Raw genomic sequence first — 22462 nt, 5'->3', positions numbered from 1 at the left:
GACAAGGAATGCATGATGAATTTTCTATCTGGCTTGATGACGTTCGCCTCGGTGGTCCAGCACAAGAGTTTTTCCAGGGCCGCCGAACAGCTGGGTACGACGAACTCGGCGGTGAGCAAACAGATCGCGAAACTGGAAGACCGATTGAAGATCAGGCTTCTGGATCGCAATACGCGAGCACTGACACCGACCGACGCTGGCGATCTCATTTATCAGCATTGCGCGCGTATCGTGGACGAAGCTCAGGCGATTCATTCGATGCTTGATCAATGGCGCACGCAGCCTGGCGGAACGTTGAAGGTGAGTGCCAGCGCGTCAGTCGCCAAGGCCTTTTTGTCGGCCGGGTTGCCGGAGTTTTTCAAACGCTACCCCGACATTAGGTTGGAGCTATCCCACAGCGAGAAACTTGAAGAGTCTTGCGATGAGCGCCATGACATTGCCTTTCTGATCACTGATGCCCCGCCACTGGATCGTGTTGCCCGGCGCTTGGCCGAGATCGACTACTTGGTCTGCGCGTCACCGGCGTATCTCGCCACTCATGGCTCGCCTCAGGCACCGGAAGATCTGCGTCAGCACAATTGCCTGTTGTTCAATCATTGGCGCAGAGGACGGCCTGCGCGCTGGACGTTCACCGACGAACACTCGTTCGCCACCGATGTTGCTGTGATTAGCAACACACTGACCAATGACGTCGATGCGTTGCTGACCTTGGCCAAAGACTCCACGGGTATTGCGTTGCTCCCGCGTTTTGCGGCAACTCAAGCGTTGGAGAACGGGCTGTTGGTGGAAGTCCTTGACCGCTTTACGGTTCCCAATCACCACGCCGATGCGCTGTTTGCCGTCTACACGGCCAGCCCGGTGCAACCGCCGAAGATCCGTGCGTTCATCGATTTCTTCGCTTTGCGATGCGATCAGCAGCAGCGGGCTTGTTCCTGAGTTCGGCTGTAGATCAACGGCAGAAAAAAAGCCGAGTGATCGGCCTTTTCATTTCAGTTCGAGGCTGCCTGTGTGGTATGGCTTGCGTACAACGCCGGATCCGGAGAGTCGGTGGGGTGCGCAAACGCCTCACGCAAAGCAGGGCTCATGGGCACGTTGATGACGATGCCGGACGGCGAGAGGGGTGATAGGAACCATTTGTTGTATATCTTCTCGCCCTCACCGGATCGATAGACCTGCGCCAGCGCACTGTCTACCACCTTTTTGAAGGCTGGATCGTCGCGCCGTTCGATGATGCCGTAAGGTTCGACGCTCAATGCCTGCGTGCTGATTTCGTAGTCTCTTGGCGATTGAGACACGGCGACGATCCCAGCCAGCAAGACATCGTCCATCACATAAGCATCGACCTCACCATTGACCACTTGCTCGAAAGCGCCAGGGTGACTCTTGGCATCAATGATAGTGAGGCCCAAGTGTTGAGTGTCATTGAGTTCTCGAATCAATTTCATGGCGGTCGTGCCTGGCGCGGACGTCACCCGCTTGCCCCGTAAATCGTCCAGCGTGTGAAGATTTGCGGCTTTCTTGCTGACCCAGCGGTTGTAGGCCACATACATCGTGGGCACAAATGAAACCAGCTTCCCGCGTTCGGCATTGTTCGTGGGGGCATCGCAGGACAGATCGATCTCACCTTTGCGGACCAGGTCGATGCGAGTCATGGCATTGACCGGCTTCATTTTCACCGTGAGGGTATCCAGCCCCAGATACGTTTTGACGGCGTCGGCTGCTTTCAGACACAAGTCCACCGAATACCCCTGATAGGAACCGTGACCATCTTCATACGAAAAGGGCACCGATGCCGTTTGAACACCCAGCGTGATCACGGCGCTGCTTTGGATCTTCTCCAGATTCCCTGACAATCCTTGCGCCTGTGCGCCAAGGGAAAGCGCCCCGATGACACACGCCAGACCCGCCTTTTTCCATCGCCCGTTCATACGCACTCCTTATGTGATACATCCATGGTTCAGTGGAACGACATCAACGCATAACCGGCTACGGCAACAAGCAGGGTGTTTAGCAACACCAGACCGAGCGCGAAGCGGATCAAATCCTGTTCGGCGGTTTTGTCGGCCTTGGCGATGCTCGCGACCAAGGCGACGATAGGCAGCGATCCCAAAGCCGCATGGCCGGCGGCGCTGTTTTGAATGGCAGCCAACGTTGTGCGGGTGACAGCATCGACATCAATGATTGCCAATGACGGCATGACAATGGCGTTGCCCCCGACGTTCGAGCCGGTGACATACCCCGAAAGGCTTCCCAATACAGCGACTAGCGGTGCCAGCGAGGTTGGGTCCAACTGTGCCAAGGCACTGCGAACGCTTTCCAGAAAGCCGGCTTTGAGCAGGATTTGAGACATCAGCAGAAAAAACAGGATCGTCAGTAGCGGTCTCTTGGCGCGCGCCAGAAACGCTTCGCTCAGGCCATTCATGCCAAGCTTGGCGACCAGCAGCACATTGACCATCATCAGTGCGATGCCGGGCGAGCTGAGTGGCTTCCAACTGACCTGTTGCCCTTTTAGAACCCACAGCAGGTCCATCCCGCCGTAGAGATTCAAGGCCTTCAGAGTCAGAACCGCTGCCAGCAGAACGCCATAGGGCCAGGCGGCCATTGGAAAGCTGGCGGATGCGTTGAGCCTCAGGTGTGCCCATGTCATTGCCGCGACAGCCACACTCGCACCTGCCAGTACGCCTGCGATTTCGGGCCCCAGCGTCAGGCTGAACGCGCGCAGGAGCAGCGCGAAAACCAACCCTGCCGTCATCGCCAGGCCATACACTGACACGCTTCGCTCTCCTGACAGATACAGCGCAATGAGCGCCGCGCAGACGAACACGGCGGCGCTGGTCAACGCTGTTTCCCCGCCGAGCTGTGGCGCACCCAGATGAGCCAGCGTTGCACCGATCACCGTTGCCAGACCCAAGGTTCCCCAGGGCATGATGCACATTCCGGTCAACGCCAGGCGCAGGGCGGTTTGCCGTCCGACGATGGTCAACAGCATGGGGATTGTCGCGACCATGGATACACCGAAGCCCGTCATGCTTTCCAGCATCGGCGCAAATCCGAGTACGACGAACAGGATCTGTCCTGACAGCGGCCAGCCAAAGTTGGTCATCCATTGCGCCAACGAGCGATTGGCCCCGGTGCGCTCGATTAAAATCACGAACAACAGACCTGGGGCAATAACCGCTGCGGTACTGGCGAACAGGATCAATGTGTCCTCCAGCACCGCGTTCAGGGTTGGCGAAGCGAAGGGGGTGGCGGCACCGCCAAACCAGAGCAATAACGCCAGTGCGGCGCCCCCGGCAGCAGCGTGAACCGGCGGACGGCGAAACGCGAGAATCAGTCCGATGACGAACATGATGGGCGACAACTGCATGAAAGCGAGCATCAGACGATCCTTTCCGGCACGGGAGATGTTTCGATAGAAGTGCGATTCGCCAGTCCTAGGCAGGCGCACGCCGCGCGATGGGCATCGCTCAAGGCACGCGACCAGGCCCCCGCCGACGGCACGTAGTGGTTGTAATAAGTGGCGCCTTCGGCCGCCGGACCCAGCAGCCATAGATGAGGTGATACATGTCCATCGGCATGGCGTGGGTGGGCGTCTGCATCGACATCTATGCCATCGAGCGAGGTTGCCGAACTGATCGGCCGGACACATCCATAGCTCTGGAGCGCCGTGAAAAGGGGCGAGTCGCCCCGGCCCAGTCCGGCACTCGATACGTTCGCGCCGATTGTCCAATCCCAGGGGCGGGCGTCGTCGAGCCGATGCGTCAAGTGCACGTGTCCTGCCTCGATCAATGCCAGCAGTTCTTCATGACGTTCGAGCTGAGGCCCTGCGACCGTACGGTTGATCAGCGGCGAATAGTGCGCGTAGAAACGCGCGCGCGACTCGGCCGTCAGGCCGGCGCCATTGACCGCGTCTCGCAATGTGTCTCGCAGGTCGCGCCACACTTCCAGCGCGACTTTCAGCGGGCTTTCGGCAAGCCCCATTCGGCTCTGTTTCAGATCCTGCTCGATGAAAGCCTTGGCCCATTGCGCGTAGCCACTTTCTGCAAGGCTCGGCAAGCGGGTGATCAAATGCTCGAGCGGGTCGAACGCGCCGAACTGAGCGGCCAGTGTGTCGAACGTTTTTTCCAGAAGGCCCTGCTCGAACGCACGCTGCAAATCACTGGGCCGCACGAGAAGAGAGCTGGCCAGGTAATAAGCGGCACGCATTTCAGCGAGTAGCAGCGGCAGTAGATGGTTGTCGAAATCCAGTGAGGCCGGCGAAAGACGCTGCCGTGTCCGCTCAAGTTCTTCCTTGGTCAGGAACAACGGCGTGTGCCTGATTCGATCGGGAAGAGCAAATGGCCGGGTACGGAAGGGCAGGCCGCTACGGCTGTACATGAGAATTCGAGGTTCCAGTCCGCTTTTCTCGTAGGTCAGCTTGTTGCCCTCTCTTGAGAAGCGGCCGCCTCGTCCCTTCGTCAATGCCGCCAGCACATCCATGGCGGTCAGTCCGAGCCCCTCGATGACCACCACGGCGTGCGGGGCAATGTTCGTCATGGTCTCAGGCAGCGGATAAACGTTGGCAATGCGGCCAGGAGGCATGGAGGGAGGCAATTGTCGCTGTCTGGCATGTCCGGTCGTGAGGAAAAGCCTATCGACCAACACCTCGCTCCGTTCGCTGCCCACCACCCGAAAGCCCTGATGTAGCGGCTGGGGCTCGACGTTGATCGCAAGCTCTTGCAGTACGGTGAGCCTTACGTTGGACGGCAAGACGTTGGTCACGTGTTCGTAGGCCCATGACAGGTATTCGCCCAGCAACCGACGAGGCAGAAAGTCGGTGGGCCGCACAGTCCGACCTTTATCCAGCGAAACCTGACCGTCCTCGCTCAGACGCAATCCCCGTTCGGTGCACCAACGGTAGAAGTCAGGGCCGTCGCGGCCCGGTGCATCGATCGCAGCGTGATCGGGAAACACTGACAGCTGGCAAGCGATGGTATTGAGCAGCAACCAGTCAGGTTGGTCCGTGCGATGTGTTCCGCAACCTGGCTCTCCCGGCTCGAAGACCGTGATATCGACCATGCGGTCCGGGGTTTGAGCCGCCAGAGCCAGCAAACGCTCCAGGATCCCCAACCCTCGTGATCCGAGCCCGACGATGCCCACTCTCAACGTCTCTGCGCCCTGCGGCGGGACATGATGGCCTACCATCGCCTGGTTTCTCCGAAGAAGTTCTGAATGCGCACTGCTGTCCCGTTTTGCACCGCTTGGTCGTACAGTGCTTTGCCCAGTGCGAGATCCAGAATGCCCATGCCGAAAGGAGAAAAAATGCGCGCCCGGTCGTCTGGCAATTTCAGTTCGCCCAGGATGAGTTCGGCCAACGTTCCACTGACGAACTCGCGATTGCCCGACAACTGTTCGGCCAGGTGGGGTGAAGTCGAGGCCTTCAGGCAGTGCTCTACGTCATCGAAGATATTTTCCGAGGCCAGAATCGTTTCGGGTGCCAAGTCGCGTAGGGAAATGTGGAGTACCACTTGATGGGGTTCGAAACGCCAGTCTGCGCGTACGTAGGGCGTACTGCCGTTGGTGGCGAAGACGACGATGTCCGCTTCCAGCGCTTCTTCTAATTGAGTGTCGATGAATGCCGGTAAGTCGCTGGTCTGGAGGATCTGCTGCTGAAACGCAACGGAATAATCGCGGTAGGTGTCATGCACGCCCACACGGTCGAAATGCCAGCCATCAGCAATGAATGTTTCGAAGATATTTCGCGCAATGATGCCCGCGCCGATAAAGCTCAAGCGTTTTGCACGGCGCGACTGTCGGTTGCACCAATAGGCACCCAGTACGGCGGACGCTGCGGTGCGCGCGGCGCTTAGTAAGGACGCTTCCAGGCAGGCGAATGGATAGCCGGTCTGCTGGTCATTCAGAATCAAGGCAGCGGAGGCGCGGGGGATACCAGACTGGATGTTCGACGGGAAACTCGATATCCACTTGATACCGGCAACCTTGATGTCTCCCGCCAATGACGCGGGCAGGGCGATGATGCGATTGGCCGACTCATCGGCAAAGCGCAGGAAATAACTGTCTGGATTCACCGTCAGGCCCTGATGATGGGCGAGATAGGCGGCTTGAACGCTTTGCAATGCCAAGCGAGGCTGCGATTTGAGCAGATCGCGGATGACCGCGCCGGAGACGACGGAAAACTCAAACATATGCCGCCTCCCGTTCGTCACAGGCTGGAGAGGACGTAGATCGCGAGGTCACGGGTGCTTCACCCGTGAGCGGAGAACTCCCGAACCGAGCCTTGACCCATTCATCGTCATAAACGCTGTCCAGGTACCGCTCTCCCATGTCGGGGGAAATCGCGACGATGACTGCGTTCTCAGGCAATTCCTGGCGTCTAGCATAGACAGCGGCCAGTACTGTCCCTGTGGACCCTCCCGCGAGAACCCCGTTGGTCCGAGCCACATAGCGACACATTGCGACCGTATCGGCTTCGGAAACGATCTGGAAGCTGTCGATCCCTTCCTTGTTGAATATTTCAGGGCGGCGACTGGTGCCCAGTCCAGGGATGTATCGCTTCCCGGCCGCGCCGCCAAATGTGACCGAACCTTCACTGTCTACTGCAATGATGTGCGTTTGAGGACGATGGGTTTTGAAATGCTGAACGCATCCCATCAAGGTGCCGGTGGTGCCCGCTCCGACAAAGAGGTAATCGATATGCTCGAAACTTTCCGTGATAGCTCGTGCCGTGGTATTGGCATGCGCCCGTGGATTTTCCGGGTTGGCATATTGATTCATCCATACGAACCGACTGTCCTGCGCCACCAACTCTTTTATGTATTGAATGCGTGTCCCTAGAAAACCCCCGTTTTCGTCCCGAACATCGACCACGATCACATCGGCTCCAAAGGCTTTCATTATTTTTATATTTTGAGCCGTGGTATTCGGGTCAACCACGCAACGGAAGCGATAACCGCGCTCGGCACAAATAAGACTCAGTGCGACACCCAGGCTGCCTGACGAAGACTCGATCAATACCGTGTCGGGGCCAATGCTGCCGCGGCGTTCAAGATCGGCGATCAGCCACTTGGCCGTCTTCATCTTCACGGAGCCTGCGGGATTAAGCCCCTCCAACTTCAAATGCAAGGAGCGGAAGTGGAGATTCTTTAAAGTCACGAAGTTGCGGTCATTAATCACGTCGCTGATGGTGCTCATGTCATTTCCCGTGCTGGCAGTAAAAGCGATGGGCTTGAACATAGGCGGCTGGGAAAATCCCAACAAGGCGAGTGAAAGAAGAACTGAATTTCCTTTTAGGAAGAAGTACGAGAGAGGGGCATGCAGCCCGTGTAGTACGGCCCTTATGATTGGCGCATCCACACAAAGCAAAAAAGATATAAGAAAAATAATAACGGGTTTACTTGAAGCGACTAGCCTCCTGCCTCACATGTTCTTCGGCTAGCGCGTTGAGCCAGAGAAGCGCTCATTGAAAGGAGATTATGTGATGGCGGATGTTTTATATGCAGAGAATACGTACTACGGTCTGTCGCGGGGAACTCATCGAATTGTGCTGATACCCCCGGAGGCTTTATTGCCTACGGAGCACTTTATCGAAGAGAGAGTGTTGCTCGTTGCTCACGAAATCATTAGCGAAGGTTTCTGGTTGGAGCCCATCATGGTCGAGCGAGACTCATGGGTCATCATGGACGGTCATCACCGGCGGGAGTTCGCTCGGCGACATTCGCTTCGCGTCGTTCCCTGCGTGATGCTCGACTATTCACAAGTTGAACTTCACTCGCGCCAGGCAGGTGTTCACGTGACGGCCGAGGACATCATTGCGCGTGGCATCCAGAGAAGGCCTTACCCACCTAAGACGACTCGCCATGTCTTGAGTACCCGTGTGGAGGTGGAATGCAAGTATGAGTTGGGGGGTTGTTCTGAGTGCGGATGTCGGACGGCCCCGGGGCATGCTCTGCGCAGCGTCGGTGCTTGACCCAAACCCATCGCCTCGGTGGGTCTGATTCACGCAATGTGGGGAAGGCTGTAAGGGTCTATTCGCGCGCCATGCACGTCTACCCGCTGTGACCTGGACGCTTCCCGCGCCTGTTGCACTGATGGTGAGCTGGATGCCTTTGGCATCGCGCTCGAACAGGCGCTTTGCGATCTGATCTTTCAGCCCGTTGATCTGCTGGCTGATCGCCGCGGGTGCCACGCACAGGTCATCCACGTTGGCAGACGCTTTGTCAGTATGCGGCCGCTCCTTAACTGCGCTTACTTTACTGTCATTGGCGCGAATATCAGTCGAATGCCCTTACATTTCGGAAAACCCACGCAACCCCAGAAAGTACCGCCCGCATTCTTTCCGGTGCATGCCCGTTCGGTCGTTGTCGCCCCATACAACTCGCGCACCACAGGCACGCCCACCTGCAGCGAACGCCACTGCTTGCACAGCACCATGTAGGTCTCGCCCTGCTTGCGCGCACTCAGGTCCACGCCGCCGTCCGGGCTGTTTGGCCCGGTTTCCTGCACCGCAAACCCGCGATGCCGCAATGCTTCGCCGACCAGCAGCTCGAAGTCGTGCCAACTGATGCTGAGCAGCCTATTGCCGCCGGGGTGGCGAAGGACGTCAGCAGATCGCGGCGTTTACGCCGCCCGAAGAATGAGGCCAAGGCACCGCGATGAAGATCAGCGGCAGTACATACCCGGCCGTCGCCATGCCGTTAAATAAACGCCGAAGCCGTCATGACCGTATCGAAGTGACGCATGTCCACGGTCGTTGGCATCGGCGCGGCGGCCGCTGAATGCAGCCAGAGGCCAGGCGTAATGGCGACGGCGATGTTGAGCCACAAGGGGAGTTTGCTGGCAAGGTCAATGAAGCCTTCGAGGGCAGAGGTATTTGGCCATGGCGAATCTGATTGATTATGCCGTTAAAGGGGGACTGTACGACGAATGTGACGTGTTTAATGAAGTTTATTTTTTGCACCCTGTGTGCCCGATTACTGAGTCAGTAACGTTGCTAGAAATGGGGGCATTTAAATGGATGCGCCTCTATGTTGGTTAGTACACAGTCGCAGTAGTGGTGCATACAGTTTTACTGATGTTGATTTTTTTACGAGGTGTTTAGCTATGTTTCTGTGCTTCGATCTTGCTGTGTTTTATAGGGTTTTCTACAAGTGTTCGATCATTCAAAAAAAACAGTGGCTTAGGTTGTAAATAAATGAAAATTGGTTCTATAGTACCGAGTCTGGATGTGAGTGATTTTTGGTTTTTGAATTTGTTTAATGTTTTAAACATTGGAAACGTGTTTGTTGTTGAAGAAGGTTTTGTTTAAGGAGCTACCTGCCATGGAGAGAGCTTATGGGAAACGTGACTTTGAAAATGGATGATCTGGAAGTTTCGCTAGTTTTCGGCGGTATGTCGCCAGAGCATGCGGCGTCGAGAGCTTCCTTCAGTTTCGTCTATCAAGAGCTTACGGCTCAAAACAGTGGAGTTGCACTCCGTAATATTTATTATGTCGACCTGAACAACCGAATCACCTGTCGACCGTTTGAAAAAAATGCCCTCGCTGAAGACTATATGCGGCCCAGCGACCCGGTTGATTATGCCGCTGCGGCAGACATGATGAGCCGTGACACCGGCTACCTGTTCAATCTTCTTCACGGAAATTACGGGGAAGACGGGCATGTCCAGGGATTGGCGAACCTGCTGAAGCTGCGCGGCAGTTTCGGCCCCGTTTTACCGGCTAGCCTTGCCATGAGCAAAGTGCATATGCAGCGCTATGTCAGCGGTTATCAAAAGATCGTCAAGGTGCCCGATACCTGGGTGGTGACCGATTCTTCCGAGTCGCCAGACACCGCGACTCTCTTAGGGAAATTCGGGGGCACAATGGTAGTGGTAAAGCCCAATTCACTAGGCGCATCGCTCTTTACGGAGTGCTATACCGTCACGCAGGCAGAAGTGCCTCGAATCATCGAGAACCTTTCACTCATCTCCCAATACGATGAACGGGCACTGGTTCAGGCATTCGTGAGCGGAACGGAATATTCGATAGGTTGCGTTCGGCTGGACAACCGCGTGGTGGCACTTCCTGCCGTGCGTATTGACACTGCGCGCGGGTTTTTCGGGCATCAGGAGAAACACAGGCGGGGAAATGTGCAAGAGATCCTCGTAGAAGAGGACACGCCCGTCATATCGCAACTTAAAGCGATGTCGTGTGAATTGTTCGATGATTTGGGATTCGCTCATATGTGCCGGTTCGATTATATCGTGACAGGAGGCGACGATATTTATTTCCTGGAGGCGAATCCCATCCCGGGATTGATGCGCAACAGTATCCTTCCGAAGATGCTGAAAAAAAGCGGAATTTCCATAGCGCAGTTGATCAGGCATTTTAGTTGCCAGGATGCGGTCAAGGCACACAAACGTTCTGCCTATGATTATTCAATTGATTAAGGAAGATGCGGGCATGGAGCAGATAGGTTTGATAGGTGGGGTAAGTTGGGTGTCAACGATGGAGTACTATCGTCGACTCAATCTCATTGCTCAAGCAGCGGGTCGCCACAGTTCAGCGAAAATTATCATGCACAGTCTGAACTTCTGCGAGATATTGAAATTTCAACAGGAAGGTGATGAAGAAGGCGAGTTTCGGATTCTCATACAGGCAGCCACTGAGCTGGAGCGGTCGGGGGCCACGAAACTCTTGATATGTTCCAACACTACGAGCAATACGTGCGACCGCTTGGAGCGTCAACTTTCTATTCCGGTAATAAATATCATTGATGCGACGGTGTCGGCCATCCAGCGTTCAGGGTTCAGGCGTATTGGTTTATTGGGAACGAAGTATGTGATGGAACGCGGTTTCTATATTGAGCGCTGCCGCAAGGAAGGCTTAACCATTAAGGTGCCTGGAGCGGTACATCGTGGTGCGGTCCACGACGCCATTTATGACGATTTGTGCCAGTGCAATTTTTCCGAAAGGGCTACACGGGCGGTGAAGGGGGCTATCGATGATCTGCTCGATCAAAACGTCGAAGCTGTGATCCTGGGGTGCACCGAATTGCCGCTGATCGTCGAGCAAATTTCACCACCGCCGGGAGTTGTATTGATCGACTCGATCGACGCCCATATTGCCGCAGCCCTTCGCCCGGACGGAGCCCAACGAGCGCTGGAGGTGTAGTCATTGTCCGTCATCCAGAGCACTGCATTCTTGACCATTGTGTTATTGGTCACGGCAAGGACCTTGCTCATGCGCAACTTGGCTGCCAAGGTTTCTCCTCAGGCAACCGCCTGGGCGATTGGCGCGGGGACGAGCTGTGTCTGCCTGGTGCTTCTGCCGGTGGCGTGGGCCTGCGATGTAGCCAGCCTGCCTTCGCTCCTGAATGCAACCGGGATCGCTGCCGGGCTGGCGAAAGGCGTTTTACTGACGCTGCTCATTACCGTCCAGCAGCAGATAATCGTGCGCAGTGTTTGCGCTACGGTCTACGTTTTTCCGGTCGCGGTGGGTGGTATCGCGCTGTTGGATTACGCGATCTTCGGCACACAATTGTCCCAAGGTGGCCTGGTCTCCATCATTGTTCTGTTCGCCGCTGGATTGTTGTTCTCGGTGTTCGGGCACTTGAGCTCAATGCCACGCACCGACACCTTGAGGTTTTTCGTCATGGTTGCGGCCGTCATTGGTTTTGCGCTGTGCGACAAAGTGGGCATAGCCAGTGCTGGCTGGTTCAGTTACCTGCTCTATACCGGCATCGGCAACATGCTCTCTGCCAGGATCGTGCTAAAGACTTCATCCCGCGTCAGCCTGTCCCACTGGACCCTGCTCGCACTGGGTTGGGCCGTGCCGGAGCTGTTTTTCAACTTCGCCCTCGCAGGCGTCCTGCCCCTGAGCTACGGCTATTTTGCAATCTCCCTCAGGGTGCCGCTGCTGATGACCATTGCCTTTGTGGTTTACCGAGAGGGCCACGGCAAAAATCAGTTATTTTTTGGTTTATTGTCGATCCTTGGTACTGCTCCACTGTTATTCAAATGAGGCCCTACGTGATCAACGCCGTTCCGTATTACAGCCAATGGGAGTCGCGCCAGCGGGTGATTGATTTTATCTCCAACACCCAAAGCGCTCTGGATGACCCGCTTTGGGCCGGTTCTGGCGCCGCCTGCGTCGAAGACTATGCGACATGGGCGCGGCATATCTGCGGCATGGCCTGCTTGAAAATGCTGCTTGCCTGTAGAACCGGGAGGGTTCATCCCACTTTCCACCTTCTAGAGCTGGCCAAGCAATATGGCGCTTATGTGATTGAAGGCGATGACATCAGGGGCATGATCTATACGCCCGCAACTGAAATGCTAAAACATGAGTTTGCAGTGGAGTCCCGAGTCGTCACTGACCTCGAAGCCCACGACATCCCTTCACTCATCAGCCCCGGCCAGTTCTTCATCGCCTCCGTGCACCCAACGATCCGCTGGCCCGAGCGTGAGCCACCCAAAAAAGGCGGGCATCTCGTGCTCGTGACCGCAGCGACCGACGATAGGGTGATGTTCCACAACCCCTCGGGTGATACGCCAGCGTCGCAAGAAAGTGTGGTGATGGGGCTGAGGGATTTCGGGCGGTATTTCGCGGGCAGGGGGATCTGGGTTCGGTAATCTGGGAAGGCCAGCTATACGAGCATGATTTGCTCGCGATCTGACGCGCAGCGGCAGTAAACCCAGACGACCCGTAATAGCCGAATGCACCCGATCCCACTCACCCCAATCGCAAAACCTGAACCGCCATTCGCCACCACGAACCCCGCCTTGTGCTCATTGCCGCATGACCCAGAGCGCGGCCCACGAAGGCGTCCTGAGAAAGCAACCAACCTTGCAGCAACGGCAGATGATCGCTGTAGATCAGACTCAACAAACGGTTGCGGACAGACAAGGAGAAAGCGGGGGCTGACACGGACGCATCTCGGGGGTGGGGGAAAAATCGAATGCGACTATGTCATTTGCGATAGGGTGTCACCCACGTTAGCAGACGCTTTGTCGTATCCGGCCGCTGTGTCGCTGCGCTTACTTCACTGTCATCGGCGCGAATATCGGTCGAATGCCCTTACATTTCGGAAAATCCACGCAACCCCAGAAAGTACCGCCTGCATTTTTCCCGGTGCGCGCCCTTTTGGTCACCATCGTCTTTCGACAAAATGGGCATAAGGGCGCCTTGGGTTTAGCGTTGTTCTCAGGGGCTGCCTCGGGGCTTGCCGGTTTGACCACGGGCGTCGTGATAACGGGATCGGGCACCCGATGCGCGTCCTGCGCGGGGGTGATCTGGACTGTGGGAGCCGGACCCTGAGCCTTGGTTTCGGCGATCCACTGCCTCAGCACGGCACCGTCGATCAACTGCACATTGCGCCCGGAAGCAAAGGCCCGCGCCGGATTAGTGAATTTCCCACTGGTCACGACGAAACCGCCGACAGCCCCTTCGGCTGCCATCGCTCCGTACAACTCGCGCACCACCGGTACGCCCACTTGCACCGAACGCCACTGCTTGCACTGCACCAGATAGGTCTCGCCCTGCTTGCGCGCAATCAGGTCCACACCGCCGTCCGGGCCGTTTGCGCCGGTTTCCTGCACCGCATACCCGCGATGCCGCAACGCTTCGCCGACCAAAAGCTCGAAGTCGTGCCAACTGATGCTGAGCAGCGTATTGCCGCCGGGAGTAGCGACTGATGTCAGCAGATTGCGCCGTTTACGCCGACCGACAATCGAAGCGATGGCGCCTCCGACGAAAATGATCGGCACAAAAAACTGGGCAAATGTCGCGATGCCGCGCAAGACCGACGCCGTCAGCGCTTTGTCGAAGTGCTGAGGATCGAAGGTCGTCGGCATGGGCGCCACGGCGATTGAGTGCAGCCAGAATGCCGACAGAGCGGCGAGCAGGACGCTGATCCACCAAGGCAACTTGCTGGCGAGGTGAATGAGCGCTTGGAGATTGGAGGTTTTCCGGGCCATGTCCGTGGTCTTTTTCGTCAGTCCGTGAAGAGAAGAGATGCAGTCCAGCGCCAGCAGCGGGACTGCTGATAAGCGACTGAGCGGCGATGATAGGCTACTGCCACCATGCTGGAAACACTGACGGGCTCCAAGCGCGTGAAGACCACGCCAGCGGCCCCGCATCGAAAGCTACCGAGCAGTCGCGCAGCGAAGGCTGCGCTTCATGCTTTCAGATACAGTGGGCGTGCGCATGAACCCCGCTCGAACAGAGGTCCAATTCGTGGCATTTCCCGAGGCATCGCCGATCCTTTCGCCTGCAGACGGTCGCTGGCAAGGCGACCTCTGGCTGGCAGCCGATCATTGCCTGATCACGGGGGTTCTCGGTCAGACGCGCAGGCACGCTCATTACGCCCATCAATTGCTGATCGCCCGCGCCGGCGTCGTCGAGGTCTGGGTGCAAGGTGAGATCATGCGCGGGCCAGCGCTGCTTATCGAATCGGGTCACGAGCACGCGATCCTCAACGCCGATCAGGCAGCGATCAGCCTGTTCGCCGAACCCCTGGCCTTCAACGTGCCAGCTTTGCAGGAGATTGGTCGCTTCGCCATTGCGAGCCCAGACGCTCTGGTCGAGGTGTTGCGCGAGCTGCCTCGACGTCCGTTGCACCCGCGACTGTGCAAAGCCGTGGCGCGTATTCGTTCGATCGACGCGGCGACCCTGTCGGCGTCCATGCTGGCCAGCGAGGCGGCATTGTCTATCAGTCAGCTGGAGCGCCTGTTTACCGGACAGTTGGGCCTGTCGGTGCGTCGCCTGGTGCTGTGGCAGCGGCTGCGCCTGGCGTTGCAGCTGGCGCTGGAAGGCTGCAACCTGACCCGGGCGGCGGCCACCGCCGGTTTTGCCGACTCGGCGCATTTGTCGCGATGTGTACGTCAGCAGTTCGGCATTCGTGCAGACCAGACGTTGCGCAACCTACGCCTGCGGGTGCTTGGCTAAGGCCTCTCGCAATGGCCCGGGCAGGGCAGGTGGTGGGACGATCTTCTGCTGGCGGACAAAGGGTTGGCGTAGCTGTGCAAACCAACCCACGGGGTAGTCGGGGCAGTCGCCGATGCCAACATCATCGTCAGCCAGACGATAGCGCGGCAGGTGCAGCGCGGTGCCAAGCAGGCGATCCCATATGGGAAAAAACAGCGCGAAATTCACGTCCCCATGAGTGCCGTACTTCAAATGATGCAAGCGATGAACAGGTGCCCAGGCGAACACGTAGCGCAGCGCGCCGATGCGCATGCCGACATTGCTGTGCTGCAACAGCAGCTCAATGGAAATACTGAACGCCAGCAGCGCCGCCACCGGCTGTGGCAGCCCGCACATCAGCAGCGGCAACGTGCCGCCCAGCGTTTCCAGAAACTGGTGCACGGGATGCTTCATCAAACCGTTGAACCCATACAGCCGGGCCACACTGTGATGAACCGCGTGCAAGCGCCAGAACAACGGCCAGCGATGGCTGGCGTAATGCACCAGGGTGATGCCCAGGTCTGCCACCGTCACGGCCAGCAGCAACTGCAGCGCCAATGGCCAGTCGGCAGGCCACAGTCCGGCATCGGGAAATATCATGGCGATCAGTGGTATTGCTGCCACGGCCATCACGTTGAGTGTTTCATTCACGCCGGCATGCACAACGTCGCGGGCATCATCGCCGTGGCTTCTATTCCACTGCTCACGATAAGGCCAGCGACGCTCGCACAGGGTAGACACTCCAATTGCCATCAGCAGTAACGGTGACAGCCAAGCGGGGTTCCACCCGTGAGTGACCGCCAGCAGCGCCACGCCGATAAAGCCAAAGAAAAAAACCGGTCCGTACACACTGCGCATCTCAAGGCTCCATAAAGGGGGAGCCGAAAGTGTCGGGCAGGTGTGGGCGCCAGCGCTTGAATAAACCGCGCATTCTCGACGGTGCGCCTGACAGACCTTCTATGCCGGATCGGGCGCGGCTTGTTGAGCATCACCTTCAGGTCGTAGAGAATGCGCCCTCAATCGCTGCCCCTAATCGTTAAGGATCAAACGATGCAAATGAACGTGATCACACGGGCTGTCGTGGTGAGCATCAGCGCGCTGATGCTGGCTGCCTGTACGGACGAACCTGCTGAACGTGACATTCAGGCAGCCCTGCAGCCCAAGCTCGAAGGCGCTTCCTGTGTTCGGGCGCCGATGTTCAAAAGCTTCCCCGTGACGCTGGAAAATGGTTTTGGCAGTGGCACGTCTACGGGCAACGAACCGGCTTTCGATGCGCTGGTGGAGGCGGGGCTGCTTGCCAAAAGCGGGAAAACCTATGCCCTCACCGATCAGGGTAGCGCGGCATATGTGCCTCAGGAGCCCGGGTTCTGTTACGCCCAAGGCTACGAAGTCGCCACGATCAAGGACACCGCGCCCAACACCGGGCAGATGGGCGCAGCGGTGGACAAGTCCTGGGTCGTCACGCTGGATATTCGCCAGAAGCCAGTAGAGGGCTGGGCGAAAACGCCCGCGGTCCAGAAGCTTGCGCGCAATCAGGAGGCTTTCTCCGAAGCTGCGAAAACCTACCGCGTGATCGTTGGAACGCTCAAGGCTGACAAAAAACTGCAACTGATCGACCCGCGATTTTCGATCATGCGTGGCGTGAGCGTGAGTCAGGCGTTTTGAACGGGAGCATGAACGCGATGCGTCCGCGAAGCGCTTGAGGTTCGGCCCGACTCATAGCGCTCAGGCATCCCCCTTCCTGGCTTTGTCCGCCGCACGCTGGCGAAATGCACTGACCTTGGCAATCGTGCCGCACGCGCGGCCTTGTGGTCCGCCTTTGGTCATCCCGCACCAGCGCTTGGTGCCGCTGCGGGTATGGTCATAAAAGGCCCACTGGCAGTCGCCGCAGGTCTTGAGCCGCGAGAAGTGCCCAGCCGCGATGGCGTTGGCGACGATGGAAAGGACATGCCCGGCGTAAGTTTTCTGCAGTGACTCCAGCCGCAGTTGGCTGACGCCTTCAATGGACTTCACCTTTGCTTGCAGGGCAACCGCGCCGAACACTGCATTGAGCGCTTCATCGTGCTGGTCGTGATCAGCGCAGGCTTGGCGCAATGCCAGGCGCAGGGTTGAAAGCATGGGCAGGCTGTCAGCGGGCTGGCGCGGGTAGAGGGACACCTGGCGGGCCCAGGCGTGTGCATCGTTCATCAGCGTGGGCAAGGCGTCTGTCTCGACCCGCGTCTGGTTGGGGATCGACCAGGTGTTGATAAACCGCCGAACTTCTTCCAGGTCGCCCGGCGCCACCTGATTGTGCTGTTGCATCGCAACCTCTCATTGCAAAATAGCGGAATCTAAGTAACCATCAAACTAACATTGCTGGTTACGGTGCCGCAACATGTCCACGAATATCGCTGTTTCGCGACCTGATTCGTCCGACGCCGTCCAGCGCCTGTTGTGGATGCAGGGGCTGATGAATGCCTCGCACTTCATGACGGTGCCGCTATTGGCGCTGTACATGGCATCTGAGCTTCAATTCGATGCGGTAGCGCTCGCTTCTGTGATGTCGGCCAACCTGCTGTGCGCGCAAGTGTTGCCGGTCGCTGCCGGCGCGATTGCAGACCGCATGGGCTCGGCACGCCTCATCACCTTTGGATTAGGGCTGCGCGGCGCAGGCTTTTTGGGGTTCTGCGCGTTCGACAGCGCAGTCGCCTGGACGCTCTCGGCGATGCTGGCCGGCACTGGCGTGGCCTGCTACGAAGGCGGGGTTTACGCGCTGCTGGGCAGGCAGCCCAAAGCCCGCCTGAGCCGAGTGTTCGCGGCCAATAATCAGATGCTGAATCTTGGTGCAGCCGTGGGGCCGATCCTCGGGGGGGTGGCCGCCATGCTCGACGTGCGCCTGGCTTTTGCGGCGAGCGCGGTGCTGTTCACAGGGCTTGGGGTTATTTCCCTGCGCTCGCACATCGACACCCACCCCTCGCAGGCACGACAGCCTTTGCTGCAAGGCCTGAAGACTGCCATCACGCATCGCGGCTTGCAGCGCCTGATCCTGGTGGCACTGCCGTGGTTTTTCCTGTTTCCCCAACTCTACGTCGCGTTCCCGGTTTACGCAGCCAAGCTGGCAGGGCCGTATGGCGCCTCGGCGGTGTACGTGGTCAACGGAGTGGTGGGGCTGCTCTTCCTCGCGCTGATGAAGCGCTGGCTGGTCAGCGCACAGGCTCAGGCGTTGCTAACCGGGGCCTATCTGGCCGCCAGCGTGGCCTTTGCCAGCGTCTGTGTGGCTTCGGGAATTGTCGGCTTCCTGTTGTTTATCGTGGTGTACACAGTGATCGAAACCATCCTGTTACCCACTTTCGAAACCCTGACCGCTGCGCTGGCGCCGCAGGGGTGTCAGGGCGCGTTCTTTGGTGTCCTCAGCGCAGCGGGTGCGCTGGGCGGCGGGGCGGGTTACTACGTGGGAAGCTGGCTGATCCTCAATCGCGGCATTGCCCAGACTTGGCTGACGTTTGGCGCCGTAGGCTTGCTCGGGGTGTTGCTGTCGGCGGTATTGCTGCGTGAGCTGACTGTTCTACCCGTGCCTCGGCAGTGAGCCAGCCATCTGACCTTTTGCTTATAATTCGCGGTTTTACCCTCAGGAGTTCCTCATGCGCAGCGTAGTGCTGGCCCTATCTTTGCTCGGCGCGGCAAGCGCTTTTGCTGCCGCCGATGACGATGACCCCTGCCAGCAAGGCAGCGCCATGGCCATTTCGACCTGCAACGCGCCGAAGTGGGAAGCGGCCGAAAAGCAGTTGCAAAGCAGCTACGACAAGGTGGTTACTCAGCTTAAAAGCGACTCGCCGCAACTGGTCAAGGACATGATCGCCTCGCAACGCACTTGGGTTCATTTTCGTGAACAGTACTGCAGCGTCTACGGCCGCTCGAGGGTAGAGGGGAACAGCTGGACGTCTGTGTGGACCAGCGAGTGCATGGCGGCAGAGGCCCTGAGTCGGGCGAAGTCGCTGCAGGACATGCTTGACCCCGGTTAAGCCAGTGCAGCAGGCGCATCGCGAGCCTTGCTGCGTCAACACCGGCATATCTGGCTGAACTTGAGCGCGCTCACGCCAGCGCATTTGAACCACCACCCCCACTAACGAAGGGGCAGGACAAACGACTGGCCATGCCCGGTGCTGGCTGCCCTATGCAATCTGCAAATGTGCACAGGACGGCCGGCGCTAAGTCGGCAGAGCACTTAACGGCCGTACATGAGCGCCTGCACTTTGGCCTGTGCCTGTTGCGAAGCCTGGCCTTGTGCGTTCAGGTCTTGCAGCAACGCGTTCAGCTCCGCCTGCACTTTCGGGTCCTTGACCGTGACTACTGCGCCGTTGATGTCGATCTGCGACTTGTGCGCCGTCGCGTAATCGGCGGCTTTCAGTGCGCTGTCCAGCGTCTTGTTGACTTGCGGCAGGACTTCCAGAAGGGTGTTGGTGGTGGTCGTGATAGTCCTGTCATAGGCCTTGTCATACACCACTTTCAAGTCTTCCGGTTGCTTGAGCTGAGCGTGCGCGCTATCAGCCTTTGCCTGACGCTGCTTCAACTGAACGCCAATCTCGCTGATGCTGCTTTGCACTGCTTTGATGTCGTCGCGGCGTGTAATTACATCGTTCAACGAATGAATGCTCGCCTTCTGAATCATGCCACCCATGGGTTTGACGATTGCATCCATATCGCTGCTGCAGTCAGCGATCACCGCGTAATGAGTGGTGTACTCACCAAATGCCTTGGACTCATCAGGCGTCAGCTTGGGCACGTGGACGCCCGGCTTGTCGATGATGCGGGTCTGCAGGAACTGGGAGAAGGCAGCGCGCTGTTCAGGTTCTTTATCACCGCAGGCGATGAGGGCGAGGGGCAGGGCGAGGGCAAGCAGCCAGTGAGCGCGAAACGAGACTTGCATGTCTGTGGATCTCCTAAGGCAAAAGAGGAAGCCCCTGTCAGAAAAGGCCTCAACGGGGCACGCAAGCTTATCGGTTCTCATCTGCAGAGCCAAACAGCTTCGATTGACCGCTGGGGCCTACCGCCTGCTGTCCAAATGCGTGAATCATGTGTGGGTTAAAAAGCTGACCAATGCTTGCAGCGGCGGCGTCATCAGGCGACGGCTGGGGTAATACAGGTAAAAGCCGGAAAACGGTGGCGTCCAGTCAGCCAGCACTTGCACCAGTGCGCCCTGATCCAGCAGCCGCTGGGCGTGATGGGCAAACACATAGGCAAGGCCTACACCATCCTGCGCAACGCGTGCCAGCATCGCGAGAACGCTTAGGCCCTTCAGCCGAGGTGCTGCACGACGACGCTGCCAGCCTGGACAGCGCCGCCCGGCTGCTAAAGGTGGCTGAACAATGCGGTGGCCTTAATGGCCTTTGGCTCAACGCCGGATTTGCGCAGATCGGCCCTCTGGAAGAACTGACCGCCGAATGCTTCGACGCAATGATGGCCGCCAACGTACGCGGCCCGGCCCTGCAACTGGCCCGCCTGACGCCCCTGCTGAAACCGGGCGCTTCTGTCGTCGTCACCGCGTCCTCATCGGCCTACGAGGCTGCGCCGCTGGTGAGCGCTTACGCCGCCAGTAAAGGCGCGCTGTTGTCGATGGCCCGCTGCTGGGCCGCCGCCCTTGCGCCGCGACAGATTCGGGTAAACGCGCTCGTTCCCGGTCCGATACACACCTCGTTTCGCGACTTTCTCGATGAGCCCGCCAGAGAGCAATTCGAGGAAGCGGTCATCGAACAAGTCGCACTTTGGAGAGCAGGAACTGCCGAGGAGGCTGCTGCCGTAGCGTTGTTTCTGTTGAGCGACGATTCGGCGTATGTGGCCGGGAGTCAGTATGCAGTCGATGGCGGGTTGCTTATGCGCTAGGCATATCCAAGCGCGCAGAGGGGCGGTCATTGACTCCTTACGTTCGGGTTTTCAGCGCCGCCTTGGGCAACCTGATTATTGCTCGTCATTAATCTGTATTTGCTCGCTAAGCTATTTGAAAGAAAGTCAGTTGCAGATCCATGTATAAACACTGTACAGCTCAACGTGCTAGTTCGTTTATCAGTGTTTAAATAAGCACCTGCAGGGCGTTGATCCATAAGGGAAACGATCTGTGTAATATAAGAAGGTGTCATTAAGACATCACTGTGGGGTTGCAGTTTTACTGAATAAAATGTTTCATGTGCTCCTGCCTGTGTTCGCTCAAGGAAAGCGGGGTTTTAATATTTAACTGCAGTAAATACTGAGTAAAGGCGATCCGGTACAGAGTAAATGTAATGTGCATTCAGTTTGGTGTCTCGGAGGAAGAACATGTGAAAAGTACATGCAAGACTGCCGATACCGTTGACATATCCTTAATCATTGGCGACAGGTGGCCCACCCTACGGCGCCGGGGAGTCCCGATTTCAGGGCGGCGCCGCCTCTCGAGATGCTTTCTGCTTACTACGACTCGATAGACTAAGGATGCTATCACATGGACAGGATTGGTCTGATTGGAGGCCTCGGATGGGTTTCGACAATGGAGTACTACCGTCGCCTTAATCTCATCGCTAAAGGGGCAGGTCATTACGGTTCAGCGAAGCTCGTCATGTACAGCATGAGCTTTAGCGACCTCTTAAAGTTTCAGCAGAACAATGATGAAGAGAGTGAGTTTCAACTACTGCTTCGTGCAGCGCTGGAGCTGGAGCGTTCAGGGGCCACGAAAATCCTCATCTGCTCCAACACGGCAACTTACACCTGTCACCGGCTCGCCACCCATGTCGCTGTTCCCGTCGTCAACATCATCGATGCGACGGTGGCAGCTGCTAAACGATCCGGATTTAAAAGGCTCGGTCTGCTAGGCATTAAGTACGTTACGGAGCAGGGCATCTACATCGAACGCTTTAGCAGGGAAGGGCTGCAAATCATCCTGCCTCGGCCTGCGTACCGTGAGGCCGTTCAGAATACGTTTTACGACGATTCATGCCTATACAACTTTTCCGAAAAGGCCATCAACACAGTCAGCGCTGCGATAGACGATCTGATCGTGCAGGATGTTGATGCCGTTATCCTGGGGGGAACCGAACTGCCGCTGATGATTGAGCGAATCTCCCCGGCAGCCGGCGTCAAATTGATCGACTCGATTGATTCTCATATTGCCGCCGCGCTGCAAACGGATGCTTCAATCCGTGCACTCGGGGCATAGGCCTTGTTACTCACGCCGTTGTTTTATTAAAGAAGTTACCTCCTTGGTCCGCCCCGTTCATTATTACCTGTGGGAATCCCGGCACCTCGGGGCAGATTCATTTCCGGAGCGCAACGCTCGTTGGACGAGCCGCGCTGGGCCGATTCAGGTACGTCCTCCATCGAGGAATATGCACGCTGGGCCCATCATATCTACGGCATGGCGTGTTCACCCCAATCGCAAAGCCTGCACCGCCAGTTTCCACCAAGGCCTACGCGTATAGGATCGTTCCCACGCTCTGCGCCACTAGTGTCCGGTAAAAACCGAAGGGGGAGCTTGCTCCCCCTTGCTGTTGGCGGCCTTCAGTCATAATCGGATTT

The 22462-nt window shown here is 57.6% G+C and carries 22 protein-coding genes and 3 pseudogenes; 12 read left to right on the top strand and 13 right to left on the bottom strand.

Going from position 1 to position 22462, the window contains the following annotated elements; all coding sequences use genetic code 11:
* The first annotated feature begins 15 nt into the window (after positions 1-15).
* The gene (locus B3I26_RS04820; RefSeq protein ID WP_296255652.1) at positions 16-936 is read left to right on the top strand and encodes a LysR family transcriptional regulator; all 921 of its coding nucleotides are present in this window, start codon (positions 16-18) and stop codon (positions 934-936) included.
* Between the two features lie 53 nt (positions 937-989).
* On the opposite strand, the gene B3I26_RS04815 is transcribed toward B3I26_RS04820, so the two are convergent.
* From B3I26_RS04815 to sbnA, 5 genes are read right to left on the bottom strand one after another with little or no spacing between them, the layout of a single operon-like run.
* Entirely contained in the window at positions 990-1928 is a 939-nt protein-coding gene (locus tag B3I26_RS04815; protein WP_296255649.1) for an amino acid ABC transporter substrate-binding protein, read from the bottom strand.
* Positions 1929-1957: 29 nt separating this feature from the next.
* Entirely contained in the window at positions 1958-3379 is a 1422-nt protein-coding gene (locus B3I26_RS04810; protein ID WP_296255648.1) for a transporter, read from the bottom strand.
* The gene (locus B3I26_RS04805) at positions 3379-5184 is read right to left on the bottom strand and encodes an FAD/NAD(P)-binding protein (protein WP_296255646.1); all 1806 of its coding nucleotides are present in this window, start codon (positions 5182-5184) and stop codon (positions 3379-3381) included. The genes B3I26_RS04810 and B3I26_RS04805 overlap by 1 nt, the downstream gene beginning before the upstream one ends.
* Positions 5178-6185 carry a 2,3-diaminopropionate biosynthesis protein SbnB gene (sbnB, locus tag B3I26_RS28675; protein WP_313483806.1) on the bottom strand — a complete coding sequence of 336 codons (1008 nt, stop codon included), beginning with the start codon at positions 6183-6185 and terminating at the stop codon, positions 5178-5180. Before sbnB ends, B3I26_RS04805 begins: the two co-directional genes overlap by 7 nt.
* Positions 6178-7191 (bottom strand): 2,3-diaminopropionate biosynthesis protein SbnA, encoded by a 1014-nt coding sequence (gene sbnA / locus B3I26_RS28670; RefSeq protein ID WP_313483803.1) that lies wholly within the window; start codon positions 7189-7191, stop codon positions 6178-6180. The genes sbnB and sbnA overlap by 8 nt, the downstream gene beginning before the upstream one ends.
* A 286-nt stretch (positions 7192-7477) precedes the next feature.
* Here sbnA and B3I26_RS28825 point away from each other — a divergent pair, with 286 nt between their 5' ends.
* The gene (locus B3I26_RS28825; protein ID WP_409522058.1) at positions 7478-7966 is read left to right on the top strand and encodes a ParB N-terminal domain-containing protein; all 489 of its coding nucleotides are present in this window, start codon (positions 7478-7480) and stop codon (positions 7964-7966) included.
* Positions 7967-8101: 135 nt separating this feature from the next.
* Here the strand turns inward: B3I26_RS28825 and B3I26_RS28820 are convergent.
* The 3 pseudogenes from B3I26_RS28820 to B3I26_RS28810 form a co-directional block, all read right to left on the bottom strand.
* Positions 8102-8185: pseudogene (locus tag B3I26_RS28820) on the bottom strand (helix-turn-helix domain-containing protein); the annotation flags it as partial.
* A 59-nt stretch (positions 8186-8244) separates the two neighbouring features.
* Positions 8245-8346, bottom strand: a pseudogene (locus B3I26_RS28815) (restriction endonuclease); the annotation flags it as partial.
* 48 nt (positions 8347-8394) lie between these two features.
* Positions 8395-8523 (bottom strand): annotated as a pseudogene (locus tag B3I26_RS28810) (restriction endonuclease); the annotation flags it as partial.
* An 807-nt stretch (positions 8524-9330) separates the two neighbouring features.
* Between B3I26_RS28810 and B3I26_RS04795 the strand changes: the two are divergent.
* The 4 genes from B3I26_RS04795 to B3I26_RS04780 all read left to right on the top strand — a co-directional run bounded on the left by B3I26_RS04795 (position 9331) and on the right by B3I26_RS04780 (position 12609).
* Positions 9331-10425: a D-alanine--D-alanine ligase family protein gene (locus tag B3I26_RS04795; protein WP_296255643.1), complete on the top strand. Its 1095-nt coding sequence runs from the start codon at positions 9331-9333 to the stop codon at positions 10423-10425.
* Positions 10406-11149, top strand: a complete 744-nt coding sequence (locus B3I26_RS04790) for an aspartate/glutamate racemase family protein (protein WP_296255640.1) — start codon at positions 10406-10408, stop codon at positions 11147-11149. The genes B3I26_RS04795 and B3I26_RS04790 overlap by 20 nt, the downstream gene beginning before the upstream one ends.
* Before the next feature lie 78 nt (positions 11150-11227).
* Positions 11228-11998, top strand: a complete 771-nt coding sequence (locus B3I26_RS04785; RefSeq protein WP_296255637.1) for a hypothetical protein — start codon at positions 11228-11230, stop codon at positions 11996-11998.
* An 8-nt stretch (positions 11999-12006) separates the two neighbouring features.
* Positions 12007-12609, top strand: coding sequence for a C39 family peptidase (locus B3I26_RS04780; RefSeq protein WP_296255634.1), 603 nt, complete (start codon positions 12007-12009; stop codon positions 12607-12609).
* 405 nt (positions 12610-13014) lie between these two features.
* On the opposite strand, the gene B3I26_RS04775 is transcribed toward B3I26_RS04780, so the two are convergent.
* A complete protein-coding gene (locus B3I26_RS04775) occupies positions 13015-13953 on the bottom strand; it encodes a restriction endonuclease (protein WP_296255850.1) in 939 nt (312 codons plus the stop codon).
* 202 nt (positions 13954-14155) lie between these two features.
* Between B3I26_RS04775 and B3I26_RS04770 the strand changes: the two genes are divergently transcribed.
* Positions 14156-14923: an AraC family transcriptional regulator gene (locus B3I26_RS04770; protein ID WP_296255631.1), complete on the top strand. Its 768-nt coding sequence runs from the start codon at positions 14156-14158 to the stop codon at positions 14921-14923.
* Here B3I26_RS04770 and B3I26_RS04765 read toward each other — a convergent pair.
* Positions 14900-15799 (bottom strand): sterol desaturase family protein, encoded by a 900-nt coding sequence (locus B3I26_RS04765; RefSeq protein ID WP_296255628.1) that lies wholly within the window; start codon positions 15797-15799, stop codon positions 14900-14902. The genes B3I26_RS04770 and B3I26_RS04765 overlap by 24 nt on opposite strands.
* A 192-nt stretch (positions 15800-15991) precedes the next feature.
* On the opposite strand from B3I26_RS04765, the gene B3I26_RS04760 reads away from it, so the two are divergent.
* Positions 15992-16606 (top strand): hypothetical protein, encoded by a 615-nt coding sequence (locus B3I26_RS04760; RefSeq protein WP_296255626.1) that lies wholly within the window; start codon positions 15992-15994, stop codon positions 16604-16606.
* A gap of 60 nt (positions 16607-16666) precedes the next feature.
* Here B3I26_RS04760 and B3I26_RS04755 read toward each other — a convergent pair whose 3' ends face one another.
* Positions 16667-17242 (bottom strand): CGNR zinc finger domain-containing protein, encoded by a 576-nt coding sequence (locus tag B3I26_RS04755; RefSeq protein WP_296255623.1) that lies wholly within the window; start codon positions 17240-17242, stop codon positions 16667-16669.
* A 73-nt stretch (positions 17243-17315) separates the two neighbouring features.
* Between B3I26_RS04755 and B3I26_RS04750 the strand changes: the two genes are divergently transcribed.
* Together B3I26_RS04750 and B3I26_RS04745 are read left to right on the top strand one after the other, a co-directional pair.
* A complete protein-coding gene (locus tag B3I26_RS04750; protein ID WP_296255621.1) occupies positions 17316-18506 on the top strand; it encodes an MFS transporter in 1191 nt (396 codons plus the stop codon).
* Positions 18507-18561: 55 nt separating this feature from the next.
* Positions 18562-18942 carry a lysozyme inhibitor LprI family protein gene (locus B3I26_RS04745; protein ID WP_296255619.1) on the top strand — a complete coding sequence of 127 codons (381 nt, stop codon included), beginning with the start codon at positions 18562-18564 and terminating at the stop codon, positions 18940-18942.
* Between the two features lie 203 nt (positions 18943-19145).
* On the opposite strand, the gene B3I26_RS04740 is transcribed toward B3I26_RS04745, so the two are convergent.
* Positions 19146-19847, bottom strand: a complete 702-nt coding sequence (locus tag B3I26_RS04740) for a DUF3053 domain-containing protein (RefSeq protein ID WP_296255618.1) — start codon at positions 19845-19847, stop codon at positions 19146-19148.
* Between the two features lie 144 nt (positions 19848-19991).
* A complete protein-coding gene (locus B3I26_RS04735) occupies positions 19992-20195 on the bottom strand; it encodes a LysR substrate-binding domain-containing protein (protein WP_296255617.1) in 204 nt (67 codons plus the stop codon).
* Here B3I26_RS04735 and B3I26_RS04730 point away from each other — a divergent pair.
* Both B3I26_RS04730 and B3I26_RS04725 read left to right on the top strand, forming a co-directional pair.
* Positions 20186-20800, top strand: a complete 615-nt coding sequence (locus B3I26_RS04730) for an SDR family oxidoreductase (RefSeq protein WP_296255615.1) — start codon at positions 20186-20188, stop codon at positions 20798-20800. The two genes, B3I26_RS04735 and B3I26_RS04730, sit on opposite strands and share 10 nt — an antisense overlap.
* Before the next feature lie 592 nt (positions 20801-21392).
* The gene (locus B3I26_RS04725; RefSeq protein WP_296255613.1) at positions 21393-22103 is read left to right on the top strand and encodes an aspartate/glutamate racemase family protein; all 711 of its coding nucleotides are present in this window, start codon (positions 21393-21395) and stop codon (positions 22101-22103) included.
* The last annotated feature ends 359 nt before the right edge of the window (positions 22104-22462 follow it).

The organism is Pseudomonas sp. UBA5706, from assembly GCF_002419965.1.
Lineage (GTDB): Bacteria > Pseudomonadota > Gammaproteobacteria > Pseudomonadales > Pseudomonadaceae > Aquipseudomonas.
The sequence above is the reverse complement of the archived record's forward strand: the minus strand, read 5'-3'. Positions and strand labels throughout refer to the sequence as shown.

What these genes read in the sequence shown, in the direction of transcription:
- B3I26_RS04810 (WP_296255648.1), bottom strand. Translation starts at nt 3,379, where the DNA reads ATGCTCGCTTTCATGCAGTTGTCGCCCATCATGTTCGTCATCGGACTG.
- B3I26_RS04765 (WP_296255628.1), bottom strand. Translation starts at nt 15,799, where the DNA reads ATGCGCAGTGTGTACGGACCGGTTTTTTTCTTTGGCTTTATCGGCGTG.
- B3I26_RS04795 (WP_296255643.1), top strand. Translation starts at nt 9,331, where the DNA reads ATGGGAAACGTGACTTTGAAAATGGATGATCTGGAAGTTTCGCTAGTT.
- B3I26_RS04805 (WP_296255646.1), bottom strand. Translation starts at nt 5,184, where the DNA reads ATGGTAGGCCATCATGTCCCGCCGCAGGGCGCAGAGACGTTGAGAGTG.
- sbnA (WP_313483803.1), bottom strand. Translation starts at nt 7,191, where the DNA reads ATGAGCACCATCAGCGACGTGATTAATGACCGCAACTTCGTGACTTTA.
- sbnB (WP_313483806.1), bottom strand. Translation starts at nt 6,185, where the DNA reads ATGTTTGAGTTTTCCGTCGTCTCCGGCGCGGTCATCCGCGATCTGCTC.
- B3I26_RS04760 (WP_296255626.1), top strand. Translation starts at nt 15,992, where the DNA reads ATGCAAATGAACGTGATCACACGGGCTGTCGTGGTGAGCATCAGCGCG.
- B3I26_RS04745 (WP_296255619.1), top strand. Translation starts at nt 18,562, where the DNA reads ATGCGCAGCGTAGTGCTGGCCCTATCTTTGCTCGGCGCGGCAAGCGCT.
- B3I26_RS04740 (WP_296255618.1), bottom strand. Translation starts at nt 19,847, where the DNA reads ATGCAAGTCTCGTTTCGCGCTCACTGGCTGCTTGCCCTCGCCCTGCCC.
- B3I26_RS04790 (WP_296255640.1), top strand. Translation starts at nt 10,406, where the DNA reads ATGATTATTCAATTGATTAAGGAAGATGCGGGCATGGAGCAGATAGGT.
- B3I26_RS04725 (WP_296255613.1), top strand. Translation starts at nt 21,393, where the DNA reads ATGGACAGGATTGGTCTGATTGGAGGCCTCGGATGGGTTTCGACAATG.
- B3I26_RS04750 (WP_296255621.1), top strand. Translation starts at nt 17,316, where the DNA reads ATGTCCACGAATATCGCTGTTTCGCGACCTGATTCGTCCGACGCCGTC.
- B3I26_RS04775 (WP_296255850.1), bottom strand. Translation starts at nt 13,953, where the DNA reads ATGGCCCGGAAAACCTCCAATCTCCAAGCGCTCATTCACCTCGCCAGC.
- B3I26_RS04735 (WP_296255617.1), bottom strand. Translation starts at nt 20,195, where the DNA reads ATGCTGGCACGCGTTGCGCAGGATGGTGTAGGCCTTGCCTATGTGTTT.
- B3I26_RS28825 (WP_409522058.1), top strand. Translation starts at nt 7,478, where the DNA reads ATGGCGGATGTTTTATATGCAGAGAATACGTACTACGGTCTGTCGCGG.
- B3I26_RS04815 (WP_296255649.1), bottom strand. Translation starts at nt 1,928, where the DNA reads ATGAACGGGCGATGGAAAAAGGCGGGTCTGGCGTGTGTCATCGGGGCG.
- B3I26_RS04770 (WP_296255631.1), top strand. Translation starts at nt 14,156, where the DNA reads ATGCTTTCAGATACAGTGGGCGTGCGCATGAACCCCGCTCGAACAGAG.
- B3I26_RS04820 (WP_296255652.1), top strand. Translation starts at nt 16, where the DNA reads ATGAATTTTCTATCTGGCTTGATGACGTTCGCCTCGGTGGTCCAGCAC.
- B3I26_RS04755 (WP_296255623.1), bottom strand. Translation starts at nt 17,242, where the DNA reads ATGCAACAGCACAATCAGGTGGCGCCGGGCGACCTGGAAGAAGTTCGG.